Origin of the sequence: uncultured Butyricimonas sp. (assembly GCF_959596855.1) — a bacterium.
GTDB classification, from domain to species: domain Bacteria; phylum Bacteroidota; class Bacteroidia; order Bacteroidales; family Marinifilaceae; genus Butyricimonas; species Butyricimonas muris.
Genome location: NZ_CAUFYA010000036.1, coordinates 1 through 14,004 on the forward strand (window position 1 = coordinate 1; position 14,004 = coordinate 14,004).

General features: G+C 40.7%; 13 protein-coding genes. 10 read left to right on the plus strand and 3 right to left on the minus strand.

Features of this window, described 5'->3' with window-relative positions; translation table 11 throughout:
• The 3 genes from uvrA to Q5866_RS14655 form a co-directional block, all read left to right on the plus strand.
• Window positions 1–2,011: excinuclease ABC subunit UvrA (gene uvrA, locus Q5866_RS14645; RefSeq protein WP_303180993.1), on the plus strand; the 2,011-nt coding region annotated here is incomplete at its 5' end.
• Window positions 2,012–2,045: 34 nt separating this feature from the next.
• Window positions 2,046–2,807 (plus strand): dihydroorotate dehydrogenase electron transfer subunit, encoded by a 762-nt coding sequence (locus Q5866_RS14650; protein WP_186975378.1) that lies wholly within the window; start codon window positions 2,046–2,048, stop codon window positions 2,805–2,807.
• Window positions 2,795–3,700: a dihydroorotate dehydrogenase gene (locus tag Q5866_RS14655; protein ID WP_099292458.1), complete on the plus strand. Its 906-nt coding sequence runs from the start codon at window positions 2,795–2,797 to the stop codon at window positions 3,698–3,700. Before Q5866_RS14650 ends, Q5866_RS14655 begins: the two co-directional genes overlap by 13 nt.
• 56 nt (window positions 3,701–3,756) lie before the next feature.
• On the opposite strand, the gene Q5866_RS14660 is transcribed toward Q5866_RS14655, so the two are convergent.
• A complete protein-coding gene (locus Q5866_RS14660) occupies window positions 3,757–4,179 on the minus strand; it encodes a helix-turn-helix domain-containing protein (RefSeq protein WP_099292457.1) in 423 nt (140 codons plus the stop codon).
• Between the two features lie 649 nt (window positions 4,180–4,828).
• Between Q5866_RS14660 and Q5866_RS14665 the strand changes: the two genes are divergently transcribed.
• Window positions 4,829–6,607, plus strand: coding sequence for an aminopeptidase P family protein (locus Q5866_RS14665; RefSeq protein ID WP_303180994.1), 1,779 nt, complete (start codon window positions 4,829–4,831; stop codon window positions 6,605–6,607).
• A gap of 61 nt (window positions 6,608–6,668) precedes the next feature.
• Here Q5866_RS14665 and Q5866_RS14670 read toward each other — a convergent pair whose 3' ends face one another.
• Entirely contained in the window at window positions 6,669–7,391 is a 723-nt protein-coding gene (locus Q5866_RS14670) for a hypothetical protein (protein ID WP_303180995.1), read from the minus strand.
• Between the two features lie 192 nt (window positions 7,392–7,583).
• Between Q5866_RS14670 and Q5866_RS14675 the strand changes: the two genes are divergently transcribed.
• Together Q5866_RS14675 and Q5866_RS14680 are read left to right on the plus strand one after the other, a co-directional pair.
• Window positions 7,584–8,117 carry an RNA polymerase sigma factor gene (locus tag Q5866_RS14675; RefSeq protein ID WP_303180996.1) on the plus strand — a complete coding sequence of 178 codons (534 nt, stop codon included), beginning with the start codon at window positions 7,584–7,586 and terminating at the stop codon, window positions 8,115–8,117.
• A complete protein-coding gene (locus Q5866_RS14680; RefSeq protein WP_303180997.1) occupies window positions 8,110–9,399 on the plus strand; it encodes a hypothetical protein in 1,290 nt (429 codons plus the stop codon). The genes Q5866_RS14675 and Q5866_RS14680 overlap by 8 nt, the downstream gene beginning before the upstream one ends.
• Here Q5866_RS14680 and Q5866_RS14685 read toward each other — a convergent pair.
• Entirely contained in the window at window positions 9,396–9,881 is a 486-nt protein-coding gene (locus tag Q5866_RS14685; protein ID WP_303180998.1) for a hypothetical protein, read from the minus strand. The genes Q5866_RS14680 and Q5866_RS14685 overlap by 4 nt on opposite strands.
• A 198-nt stretch (window positions 9,882–10,079) precedes the next feature.
• Here Q5866_RS14685 and purH point away from each other — a divergent pair, with 198 nt between their 5' ends.
• Genes purH through Q5866_RS14705 form a run of 4 tightly spaced genes read left to right on the plus strand, consistent with a single transcriptional unit; the run spans window position 10,080 to window position 13,979 of the window.
• Window positions 10,080–11,618, plus strand: a complete 1,539-nt coding sequence (gene purH, locus Q5866_RS14690) for a bifunctional phosphoribosylaminoimidazolecarboxamide formyltransferase/IMP cyclohydrolase (protein WP_099292451.1) — start codon at window positions 10,080–10,082, stop codon at window positions 11,616–11,618.
• Window positions 11,619–11,625: 7 nt separating this feature from the next.
• Window positions 11,626–12,648 (plus strand): rod shape-determining protein, encoded by a 1,023-nt coding sequence (locus Q5866_RS14695; RefSeq protein WP_018336345.1) that lies wholly within the window; start codon window positions 11,626–11,628, stop codon window positions 12,646–12,648.
• Window positions 12,649–12,652: 4 nt separating this feature from the next.
• Window positions 12,653–13,480, plus strand: coding sequence for a rod shape-determining protein MreC (gene mreC, locus Q5866_RS14700; RefSeq protein WP_303180999.1), 828 nt, complete (start codon window positions 12,653–12,655; stop codon window positions 13,478–13,480).
• Entirely contained in the window at window positions 13,473–13,979 is a 507-nt protein-coding gene (locus Q5866_RS14705; protein WP_099292449.1) for a rod shape-determining protein MreD, read from the plus strand. The genes mreC and Q5866_RS14705 overlap by 8 nt, the downstream gene beginning before the upstream one ends.
• The last annotated feature ends 25 nt before the right edge of the window (window positions 13,980–14,004 follow it).

Genomic DNA, 14,004 nt, shown 5'->3' on the forward strand with positions numbered 1-14,004 from the left:
AGCCGACGGAATCACGTTCCAAATCCCGACAATAAACACGTTCAGTTTCAATTCTCCTATCGGGGCTTGTCCCAGATGCGAGGGATACGGGAAGATTCTAGGAATTGACGAAGATCTTGTGGTTCCTAATAAATCTTTAAGTGTATATGATGATGCCGTCATGTGTTGGCGGGGAGAAAAAATGAGCGAGTGGAAACACTATTTCATCAAAAACGCGCACAAGGTAAATTTTCCCGTGCATACCCCCTATTATGAATTGACGGAAAAAGAAAAAGATACCCTTTGGAATAACGAGAGTGGTATATACGCGTTCTTCGAGTATCTTGAATCCAAAAAGTTCAAAATACAGAACCGCGTGATGATTGCACGTTATACCGGTAAAACAAAATGCCCGGTATGTCATGGAACCCGATTAAAAAAAGAAGCCACTTACGTGAAAATAAACGGTAGGGCAATAACGGAACTTGTAGATATGCCTATCACGGAATTGAAAACATTCTTTGACACGTTGGTACTTTCCGAACACGATCAAGTTATTGCCGCTCGTGTGCTTCCGGATATTCATAACCGGATTAATTTCTTACTGGATGTCGGATTGGGATACTTGACTCTTAATAGGTTATCTTCTTCTCTGTCCGGTGGTGAGTCACAACGGATTAACTTGGCAACCTCTCTAGGGTCGGCCTTGGTCGGTTCTTTGTATATTTTGGACGAACCGAGTATCGGACTTCACTCTCGCGACACGGATCGCTTGATCAACGTGTTGCATCGTCTTCGGGACTTGGGAAACACGGTCGTTGTCGTGGAGCATGATGAAGATATTATAAAATCTGCCGATGAAATTATTGACGTAGGACCATTGGCCGGACGTTTAGGCGGTGAAATTATTTTCCAAGGTTCGTTGAAGGAACTAAAAAAAGCGAATACATTAACGTCAGACTATATTTACGGGGAAAAAACGATTCCTGTGCCTGCCGTCAGAAAGAAATCGGTGCGCAAAATTGTACTTATTGGGGCAACAGAAAACAACTTGAAGAATATTGATGTCACGATTCCTTTGGGCGTGATGACCGCGGTAACCGGAGTAAGTGGTTCCGGGAAAAGTACATTGATTAAAACGATCCTCGTTCCCGCCCTGAAAAAATACTACGGTGATTATTCCGATCGTACCGGGAGTTTTAATAAATTATCCGGTGATATTGATATGATACGCGGGGTTGAATTTATAGATCAAAATCCGATTGGTAAATCCTCTCGTTCCAATCCGGTGACTTACTTGAAAGCATGGGATGATATCCGGAAAATATACGCGGACGAGAAACTTTCAAAATTAAACGGTTTCAAACCGGCACACTTTTCTTTTAACGTACCGGGAGGACGATGTGAAGAGTGTCAAGGAGAAGGTATTATTAAAGTTGAAATGCAATTCATGGCGGACGTTTACCTTGAATGCGAGCATTGCAAAGGGAAGCGTTTCAAGGATGAAGTGTTGGAAATCAAGTACAAAGACAAGAACATCTACGATATATTGGAAATGACGGTAAACCAAGCTGTCGAGTTTTTCTCTTCCGGGACAAGCCATAGCGAACGGAGTATCGTGGCGAAACTGCAAAAATTAGTCGATGTCGGGCTTGGGTATATCAAGTTGGGACAAGCTTCCAGTACATTAAGTGGTGGAGAAAGTCAGCGGGTAAAATTAGCTTATCACTTGAGCCAAGAGAATGCTGATCCTACCCTTTTCGTGTTTGACGAACCCACGACAGGTCTACACTTTCATGATATCCACAAACTGATGGACTCGTTGAATGCCTTGATAGACAGGGGGCACACGGTACTGATTATCGAGCATAACATGGACGTGATCAAATGCGCTGATAACATTATTGACCTTGGTCCCGAGGGAGGAAGTGAAGGCGGATACCTCGTGTTCGAGGGCCCCCCCGAAGAATTGGTGAAATGCCAAAATTCGTACACGGGTAAATATTTAGCAGAGAAATTACAAGAGAAATGATTATAAATGAAAATTACTGGGAAATATTGAGTAAATGAAAAAGATTATAGATTTCACGGTCAAAGAAAACCAAAGGTTGAACGATGATACCATCTTATTGGTATTACATTCACCGGAACTCCCGGAGATAAAACCGGGACAATTTGTCAATGTCCGGGTAGACCATTCTCCGTCAACCTTTTTAAGAAGACCGATATCCGTACATGATGTAGATAAAGAGCAGGGATTACTTTATCTTTTCATCAAGATCGTGGGATGCGGCACTTCAACCATGGGAGAATTGCAACCCGGAGAGAAGTTGAATGTTATACTGCCTTTGGGTAATAGCTTCACTATACCTTCTTCTGGTAGACCATTATTAATTGGTGGCGGTTGTGGAGTAGCTCCTATGTTACATCTTTCTCGGGAAATGAAAGCCCGGGGATTATCTCCGGTAGTTTTAATCGGGACTCGCGCTAGTAAAGATATTCTTCGTAAGGAGGAATTTGAAAAATACGCCACGGTTTATTACACGACCGAGGATGGTTCTTTCGGGGAAAAAGGATACGTGACACAACATTCAATATTGAATGAAACATTTGACAGTATCTTTTGTTGTGGTCCCGAAGTGATGATGAAAGCAGTTGCCGCTTATGCTAATTCTAAAAATATAGAGTGTGAGGTGTCTTTGGAAAACACGATGGCATGTGGCATCGGGGCTTGTTTATGTTGTGTGACAGACACGAAAGAAGGCAACAAATGCGTGTGTACGGAAGGTCCTATTTTTAATATAAAAGACTTGAAATGGCAGATTTAAGCATCAATATCAACGGTTTATCTTTAAAGAATCCCGTGCTTACGGCATCCGGGACTTTCGGCTACGGAACAGAATTTCAAGATTTTATTGATCTTGAACGTTTGGGAGGATTTATCGTGAAGGGTACAACTCTCAAGCATCGTGAAGGAAATCCTTATCCCCGTATGGCGGAAACTCCTTCCGGGATGTTAAATGCCGTGGGATTGCAAAACAAAGGTGTCGATTATTTTATAGAACATATTTACCCGACTATCAAAGATATCAAGAGTAATATTCTTGTTAACGTTTCCGGCTCTACTGTCAGCGATTACGTGGCGACGGCAGAAAAAATCAATGAATTGGAAAATATTCCCGGGATAGAATTGAATATCTCCTGCCCGAACGTGAAAGAAGGCGGAATGGCTTTCGGTACCTCGTGTGCATCTGCATCCGAAGTGGTGAAGGAAGTTCGTAAGGTTTATAAAAAACACTTGATGGTGAAATTGTCACCCAACGTGACTAGTATTCAAGAAATTGCCCTCGCGGCGGAGAGCGCCGGAGCGGATTCCGTTTCTTTGATCAACACGCTTATGGGGATGGCAATAAATGCCAAAACGAGAAAACCGGTTTTGAGTACGATAACCGGGGGATTAAGCGGACCATGCGTGAAACCCGTGGCACTCCGGATGGTATGGCAAGTTGCCAAAGCTGTTAAAATTCCGGTGATAGGTTTAGGTGGAATTTGTAGTGCAACCGATGCCATCGAATTTCTACTTGCCGGAGCATCCGCAATACAAATCGGAACGGCGAATTTTATTGACCCGACTGTGACAATCAAAGTGATTGATGGGATTAATGAATACCTCGACCAGAACGGTTTCAAATGCTTGAGAGATATTATCGGTTTAATTTAACTTGACTCTCTTACATCTGAGTTGATTTCTGTAACGCTTAGATGTAAGAGAAGTCTTTATTTCTCGTAATCTTCAAAACTCCCGTCTTCAAAAAAGAGAACAATCCGTTTAATTTTCTTTGTCGGAGATTTGGCAATCGCTTTACCGATAATTTCTATTTCTGTTTTCTTTTCTTTTTCTTGAATCGGGGTGTCTGTTTGTTTTTTAGGCTCATCCAAATCAAATAAGGTAGGTTCCTCGGAAAAATGATTATTCTCTTTTTTAGAGGAGGAAGTATACATGGAGCCATTCCCGGTTATCAACCAACCTAAATCTATATCCGGAAAAGTTTTTGCAATATTATTGATAATATCAAATCCCGGTTTATTTCTTCCGGCTAGAATATGAGAGATCGTGGAGGCATTCACTCCAATCAGAGCGGCAAATTTAGTTGCGGTTAATCCTCTTTGCTCTATAATTTGATTTAATCGTTCTTGCATAACTCCCTCCTTTTGTAAAATTCCACATTACAAATGTAATGCTTCTTGTTGAGTTTTCAAAATTACATTTGTAATGGAGTGTATTTACAAATGTATTACATAGAATGAGGAGTAAGAATGTAATAACTGGATTATATTTATATTACTCTAATAAACAATTAGTTCGATTGTATTTATAACATTACAGATTTAACGCTACTTCAAATAATTGATATGTCATTAATATTCAACTACTTAATAACAATAGATGTCTTGTTTTTATATTCGAGTAAAACTTCGTAAAAACAGTATAACATATTGGTAAATAGATATATAACTTATATTGTTTACATTTATTCACAAGAACTTAAGGATCGGGATAGAGAAAATAAAGGTTTTCACTTGAATTATCACAATAGAATAGATGAATATACATATTGGTTTTCAGTATATTAAATTCAATTGTATATAGATGTTAATACATCATTTCGCCTTTATGGATCATATCTCCTATCTTTCTGACATGATTAAATTCTGTTTTTTCCTAGAACTTGATGACATTACAAATGTAATCACAAGTATCAATAATATTTTATTTACAAATGTAACATTCGTGTGCTTTGTTATCTGCTTTAAAATCTTTACATTTGAAAAAATAAAAAATCAAGTCATGACGATACAAGAGAAACTTACAGAATTAAGAAGGATTATGCGACGTGAGAATATTTCCGCTTATATTATATCCGGTACAGATCCTCACAATAGTGAATATCTTCCCGCTCCTTGGCAACAAAGAAAATGGATATCCGGTTTTACCGGCTCGTTCGGAACCGTAGTGGTAACAAACGACGATGCCGGATTGTGGACAGATACCAGATATTTTATTCAAGCAGAACAGGAATTAGCGGGTTCCGGTATCGCGTTGCATAAACTTCGGATACCGGGTGCCGTGGATTACCCGCAATGGTTGTCCGAAGTGTTGGAAGCTGACTCTAAAGTAGGTATAGATGGATTTTGTATGTCTGTTAGCGATGTGCGCAATCTAAAGAACGTGTTGTCCCCCAAGAATATCACTGTACAAGAACAGATTGATTTACTTGGAGAAATGTGGTTAGACCGTCCTGCTTTCCCTATGGGAGAATTAATGCGATTGGATTTGAAATATGTCGGAGAATCGGCAAGTGAACGCGTTGCACGTGTACGACAATTTATTTCGGCTCAAGGCAGTGATGTCATGCTGTTTAGCTGTTTGGACGAAATCGCTTGGATGTACAATATTCGTTGTAATGATATATCTTACAATCCTCTGGCGATAGCCTATGCCATAGTGGAGAAGGAAAAAGCCCATTTATTTATTAAATTGGATAAAGTAACCCCGGAAGTTCAACAACAGTTACAGGCAGATGGTATTGAATTGCATGATTATCACCATTTATTCTTATTTCTGGATGAACAGGACAAAGAGAAGAAGTATTTGGTAGACACGAATACTTGTAATTATGCCGTGTACTATCATTTAGCAAAACGGTTCGAAACGAAGGAAGTGGAATCACCTGTACCGTTAATGAAATCAGTGAAAAACGAAACAGAACTGGAAGGCTTCCGGTTGGCTTGTAAAAAAGACGGTGTGGCATTGACAAAATTCTTCTACTGGTTGGAAAAGAATTTGACGAAGAGAACGATTACGGAACTTGAAGCCGCGGAGCAATTAGGTAAATTCAGGGCCGAGAACGAGGGCTATATGTCGGATAGTTTCGGATGTATTTCAGCGTATGGAAAAAACGCCGCTCTACCGCATTATTCCGCTACACCGGAACAACAGTCCGAATTACAACCGAAAGGGTTATATCTGGTGGATTCCGGGGCACAATATATACACGGTACAACGGATGTTACAAGAACGATGCCGTTAGGTGAATTAACTCGTTTGGAGAAAGAAGATTACACCTTGGTTTTGAAAGGAATGATTGACCTTAGTCGGCTATATTTCCCTAAAGGCTCAAAAGGATGTAATATTGACATAGTTGCAAGGTTGCCTTTATATATGAATTTAAGGAATTTCGGGCATGGAACCGGACACGGTGTCGGGTATTTCCTAAATGTTCACGAGGGACCGCAATCCATACGCCCTGATCTTAAAAATCAAGAAATACTTCCCGGAATGGTTACTTCCAATGAACCGGGTTTATATCGAGAAGGTTTACATGGTATCCGCCACGAGAATTTGATTGTTTGTCAACCTAAAGCGGAGAACGAATTTGGCGAATTTTATCAGTTTGAAACCATCACACTCTGCTATTTTGATACATCCGCCCTTTTAGTTGAATTGTTAACTAAAGAGGAAATCGAATGGCTAAATGAATATAATGAGCGGGTTTATAAAGAGGTTTCGCCTTATTTGACGAATGAGGAAAAGGAATGGTTACAAGAAAAAACACAGAAGATATAGACACAAAAAGAACGCCTTTAATTAAAGGCGTTCTTTATTACTTTTTACTAAATAAGAAATATTATTCTTTGGTATAAGATACATATTTGTCGTTTTCTTGGTACACCATACCATTGCTGCTTGAGATAACGGCGGCCAAAGTTATACGGTAAGTCCCAGGCACTGTGATTTTGCTTGCAATACTTGATTCCTCCAGTTTTAATTCTTCTCCTATTTTAGCTTCAGTTTCTGTGTAGCCTTTGATCTCGAAAGATTCAAAATACGTAGCATTTGACGAACTTTTGGCTATAACAAGATATGCTGTTGCATTTTCAACCTTATTAAAAGTGAAAATAAGTACACCATTATTATAGTCTATATCCCCTTTCAGCTTGTTTTTCATACCTTGGGTTGGACTGAAAGAAGCATAAGTTGAAGCACTTTTCCCTTCCGCATTTACACCAGTTATTGTATATGTACTGATAGGAAGTTCTTCAAATGGCGTGGCAGAGATTGTTTTCCATGCGGTTCCATAATCATTTGTTTTCCCCAATAGCATGCTTTTTGAACCACTGGCTGTACAATTCGCAATTTGCTCATTTCCCTGTACTAGAACAACGGGAGTAAATTCACTTTCAATTTTAACATCTTCCCCTTCGCCCCCTGAAATTTCTGTTACTTTTTGATTTACATATCCTCCTGCTACAATCTGAAAATCAGGATCGTCACTCTTCAAGCAGGATGTCAAGGAGAACACCGCTGCGAATAAAATTAAGCATTGTTTCAAATTTAAAAATGTTTTCATTTTAGCTGTTTTTTATAGTTTAAAATATTCGTAATCGCATTTGATTTTTGAAATTACACTGCGAATATTCGCAAAAAAACGATAGGATGCAAAAAAAACGGCAGCTTTTTAGTTGGTAATGAATTTTTTTTATTTTTTCGCGTAACGAACGCAACCATTTGCGCAAAACCGCATCTAAGAAATAAGTTATCAATGTGTAATTTGGACAAAATAGTAGAGCGATGCAAGAAAGGAGACAGAAAAGCGGGAGAACAACTATATAATATGTTCTCTGCTAAAATGTTTGCTATATGCATTCAATACTCCAAATCACGCGAAGAGGCTGAAGATAACTTACAGGATGGTTTTATAAAGATACTGGAGTCTATCAGGCAATACACGGGCAAAGGCTCCTTTGAGGGATGGATGAAACGTATATTTATTAATACCGCGTTGGAAAAATACAGGAAAAACCGTTCTCTGCAAGTTGTCGAAGAAGTCCCGGAAGTAACGGATGAAGACGATATTGATGATAATTTGAGCATTCCGTCGGACGTGTTGTTTGAGTTTGTCAATCAATTACCGGAAAAGTATCGGTTGGTGTTCAACTTGTATGTCATGGAGAACATGCAACATAAGGAAATCGCCGCGATGTTGGGTATTTCTGACGGTACGTCAAAATCCAATCTGGCACGGGCAAAAGATATTTTGAAAAAGAAGATAAATGCATATTTGAGAGATGAGTGAGAATTTAGAGAAATTGTTTAAAAATGCCATGGAACAGGTTTCCGTCGAGCCTCCGGCACGAATATGGGAAAGGATTGATTCCCACTTCGTGATGAAGCAACGACGCTTGAAACGCATATATACATATAGCGGAATTGCGGCTGCTGTTATTTTACTGCTGTGCATTACTTTTGTTATTCCCAATCAACAAGACACTCTCCACTCTCCCACTCCTATTGCTGCTATACAACCAATTGATAACTCTCAGGATGAAAACCGAATACTAGCATTTACTTCAACTCCTCATTCAATTCCGACAGTTACCCGTAAACGGGAAACAAGACAGTCCGGTATGGATTCGGGGACAATCACTCCCGTGCAACTCGCGATTCAATCTTCAAGCGGTCTGGAAGTGGAGCAGCCCGAGAGTGAATTGAAAAAAACAAGTGTTCGTGCGGAATTTATCCCGTTGGTAAACGGGAATGCCCTGCAAAATCAAAAGGAGTATATGGCTTTGTTGGATGGTCGAGCACCTGTTGCAAGTACTCCTAAAGAGAAAAAACTTTCCAAGGAAGAGAAAATATTTATGGTTGGAGGTTATATCTCCCCCGGGTATTCATCGGGAAATTACCATGTAAATAATCAAGCTGCTCGTTCCGCTCAATTTGATAACAGTTCGATGAGTGGTATATTCAATTTAGGTGGAGGGTTGACCTTTGCGGTGAAACCTAGCAAACGTATATCTATTGAAACCGGATTGGGATATTCCAGAATGGGACAAAAGACATCAGATGCACAGGTTTTCGTGCCTCGCGGTGATATGGTAAGTTATACTGCTAATACACATGCCTATACTCCACTTGGTAACGTGAAGAATCAAGCAAAAGCGACAGTTTCCAATTCAGAGAATTATTTGTCCTTAAAAGGAGAACAAGATGAAGAAGGAAGTATCGAGCAGCAATTTGATGCCATCGAGATCCCGTTAGCATTCCGTTTCCATTTGAACGATAACAAGATTCGTTTCAGTATATTGGGTGGTCTTGGTGCAAGTTTCCTCGTGCGTAATCATACTTACGTGAATTATAGCGGTAAAAAAGAATTAATGGGAGAAGCTGAAAATATCCGGACGTTTAATATCAGCACGAATGTCGGTTTCGGTATTGAATACCCGTTATCTAAATCCATTCGCCTTAAATTGGAGCCGGGATTCAAATATTATCTACAATCGCTTAGTAAGAATAGTGATATTGACTTCAAACCTTATTCTTTCACTTTCTCTACCGGTATCGGGATTAATTTCTAATATTTCCGGTTCAAGATTTCACTAGCGATGATGGCTTGACGGATATCCAGTTCAAAATGCTTATTTTGGATTTCCGTTTGTTGCTCGTTAGACGGTTCCTCTTCTTCCTCTTTAAATAAAGTCGTGATTCGTTTCCCTCGAACTTTTCGGGCTTCTTGTTGCATTCTTTCCAACATGGCATAGCGTTCTTCATCCGTTCTCCCAAAACCCGTGATACTTTCCTCTTTTTCTTTTTCCAGTTTTTCGGAAAGTTCCTCGTCTTGCCATACAGGTTGAAATATTTCTTGGGGTTTAAAAATTTCCGGTTGCTGCGTTATGACTACCGTGTCATCATCCGATTCATCAAAAAATTCTTCCGGCTGCTGTACAACCGGACGTGCATTTTTGGCTTTCTTTTCTCTGGAGGACTTTATTAAACCCACGGCTCCTGCCCCTAAGGTCAACGCCAAGTAAACAATCAAATCAAGTGCGCTATCACTCATAATATCAATATATAAATGGCTTTAAAAGCCTTTCGTGAAACCTAAAATTTTATCAAATATACGTATTTTTCAAACACGTGGAAACGATATCGAGAAAAATATTACACGAAACCATTTTTTATTTAAAGAAATACTATTCTTTTTTTTACCTTTGTCGGCAAAGTAATATTACGTTCATACAAAAAATAAAATATCCGGATGAGAACGAAAAGAGCATTAATCAGTGTATTTGACAAAAGTGGGATTGTTGATTTTGCTAAATCGCTAAATTCTATGGGTTGGGAAATCATTTCTACCGGAGGCACATCCAAGAAGCTAAAGGAAGAAGGAATTAACGTGAAAGATATTTCCGACATAACCCGATTCCCAGAGTGTTTTGACGGTAGAGTAAAAACTCTTCACCCGAATGTAGAAGGAGGAATTTTAGCGATCAGGGACAACGAGAAGCATAAACAGCAAATGACCGAATTGGGGATTGAACCTATTGATATGGTCGTTTGTAATCTATATCCGTTCAAGGAAACCATTTTAAAAGCAGGAGTTTCACACGAGGAAATTATTGAAAATATTGATATCGGCGGACCGACGATGATTCGGGCAGCCGCAAAGAATTATCCTTTCGTGACGGTAATTACCGATCCGGAAGATTATAGTAAGGTGATAGAAGAAATTCAAGCAAACGGGGATACTTCTGTCGAAACCAAGGAATTATTAGCAGCGAAAGTGTTTATTCACACATCTCATTATGATGCTCTAATAGCCAACTATTTTTCAAAGAGATTGAATATCCAATCTCCGAAGACACTGACTCTGACTTACGAGAAGAAACAAGATCTTCGTTACGGGGAAAATCCCCATCAAGCTGCCACTTTCTACACGCAAGTGCAGGAAACAGAGGGAACTTTACCGGGAGCCGTTCAATTGCAAGGAAAAGAATTATCTTATAATAATATAGGTGATACCGACGGTGCGCTGGAAGCATTGAAAGAATTCGACGAACCGACAATCGTGGCAGCCAAACATGCCAATCCCTGCGGGGTCGGAAGTGCCGCTACATTAGCAGAGGCATTCAAAAAAGCGTATGATGCGGATCCGGTATCTATTTACGGCGGTATTGTTGCCGCGAACCGGGAAATAGACAAGGCCACGGCAGAAGTTATGGCACCCGTTTTCCTTGAGGTCGTTGTAGCACCCTCCTTCTCGGAAGAAGCACGTGCTATATTCGCGAAGAAAAAGAATTTAAGATTATTACAATTATCCGATATTACCAAGAGAGATTACACGTGTTCGAAAGCGAAAACTGTGCTCGGGGGATTGTTGATTCAAGACATGGATTTGCAACTTCTGGGCGGTGAATTACAATACGTGACCAATCGTCGTCCGACAGAAAAAGAACTGGAAGATATGCTATTCGCGTGGAAAGTGGTAAAACACACGAAATCCAACGCTATCGCTATCGCGAAAGATAAATGCACGACAGGGGTAGGTCCGGGACAAGTCAGCCGGATATGGGCTTTGGAGAATGCAATCCGTCAAGGCGGCGAACGTATTCCGGGTAGCGTGATGGCATCCGATGCCTTCTTCCCGTTTGCCGATTGCGTGGAAGCCGCTCACAAGGCCGGTATCACGGCTATTATTCAACCGGGCGGGTCTATCCATGACCAAGATTCGATTGACGCGGCAAACAAGTATGATATTGCGATGATTTTTACAGGAATGAGACACTTCAAACATTAATAGAATTATGGGTTTGTTTTCTTTTTTAACACAAGATATAGCGATAGACTTGGGAACGGCAAACACTATCATTATCATGAATGATAAGATGGTTGTAAACGAGCCTTCCATCGTGGCTATCGACAAAAAGACGGAAAAAGTGATTGCTATCGGCGAGAGAGCTCGCCAGATGCAGGGTAAGACACACGAGTATATCAAGACCATTCGCCCTCTTCGCGATGGTGTGATAGCAGATTTTAACGCCGCTGAACAGATGATTCGGGGAATGATTAAAATGGCGAACGGGAAAAGCAAGTTCTTCTCCCCGTCCCTGCGTATCGTGGTATGTATCCCTTCGGGAAGTACCGAAGTGGAATTACGTGCCGTTCGCGACTCTGCCGAGCATGCCGGGGGACGTGACGTGTACATGATTTACGAGCCGATGGCTGCCGCCTTGGGTATAGGGTTGGATGTTGAAGCCCCGGAAGGAAACATGATCGTGGATATAGGTGGTGGTACCACCGAGATCGCGGTGATTTCTTTAGGGGGTATCGTGACCAACAAATCTATCCGTATTGCCGGTGATGACTTGACGGATGATATTCAAGAGTACATGAGGCATCAGCACAATATCAAAATCGGTGAGCGTACTGCCGAGGAAATCAAGATTCATGTAGGCTCCGCGCTTTCCGAGTTGGACGAACCGCCGGCCGATTTCGTGGTACAAGGTCCTAATCAAATGACCTCGCTCCCGGTTGAAGTGCCCGTGTCTTATCAAGAAATAGCACACTGTATCGAGAAATCCATTTCCAAGATCGAGATTGCTATTCTCGCGGCGTTGGAACAGACGCCACCGGAATTGTATGCCGATATCGTGAACAAGGGTATTTATCTCGCCGGTGGTGGAGCGTTGCTTCGGGGGCTCGACAAACGTTTGACCGACAAGTTGAATATTCCGTTCCATATTGCCGAGGATCCGCTTCGCGCCGTGGCACGAGGTACGGGTATCGCGCTAAAGAATGTAGATAGGTTCTCATTCCTTATAAGATAGTGATGTGAAAGAGATTATAAAACTTATATTAAAGTACCATTTTACTATAATTTTTATACTTCTGGAAATCGTAAGTTTCTCTCTGATTATTCGTCATAACGAGTATCAGAGAGCAATTTTCTCTCAACACGCCTCTACTCTATTCGGGAATATCTCGTCGGTGACTACTGACGTGAAAGATTATTTCCGGTTAAAGGAGATTAATGAAGCTCTTGCAGACGAGAACATTCAATTAAAGAAACGTCTGGAAGGATTCGAGGTATTGAGGGATACGGTTGTCAGGGGAATAGTTGTACAGGATAGTATACCCGTTTACGATTACACGGGGGCTAAGGTTGTGAATGCGACTTTCAACCGGGTGAAGAATTACATCACGATTGACCGGGGGCGTAAAAACTTCATCGAGAAAGAGATGGGCGTGGCCTCCCCGGAAGGAATTGTAGGTCTGATTCAAGACCTGAGTGACAACTACTCTATCGTTATTCCTTTGATTAACATCGATACCAGAATCTCAGCCAAGATAAAGAAGAATAATTATTACGGTTCTTTACAATGGGACGGTGACAATTATCGCTATTCTTACTTGAAAGATATCCCCTATCATGTTGATGTTGTAGAGGGTGACACGATCGTGACCTCCGGACTTTCCAAGATTTTTCCGGAAGGTATTATCGTGGGATACGTGGAAGCGGTAGATCGTGAAACGGCTAATTTCTTGAAGATAAAAGTCAGATTAGCGGTTGATTTCAAGCGATTGAATCACGTGTACGTGATCGAGAACAAAAAGAAGAACGAGCAAAACCTGTTAGAAGCCATAAACTATCATGAGTAATGTAAATTATCTTATCCATTTCGTGATTTTAGCCATTCTCCAGATCGTGATCGTGGATAATATCCATATTGGCTCCTATTTCTATATCAATATATATATTCTGGCCATTTTCATCCTGCCCTACAAGGTGAAAGGTATACCGTTACTTTTGTTCGGGTTCCTTTTGGGCTTTTTGATGGACTTGGCAGATAACACTGTTGGTATTCACGCGGCGGCTTCCACCTTTCTGGCCTATCTCCGCCCCCGGCTATTATTGCTGACTTCCACGCGGGAAGAATTGGATGAAGCCCACGGGACGCTACGGTTGGATGACTTCAGGTGGTTTTTCAAATATTCTTTTTTATCCACGTTGTTTTTCAATATAGTCCTGATTTTCGCGGAAGCGTTCACGTTTAACGACATCACGATCACGCTTATACGGATTATTTTGAGTACCTTTATCTCCATGCTGTTTATCCTGCTTTACTATTTTATAGGAATCAAGAAAGTACAGCAATAGAGAATAGTGTGTTTCAATTGACTTA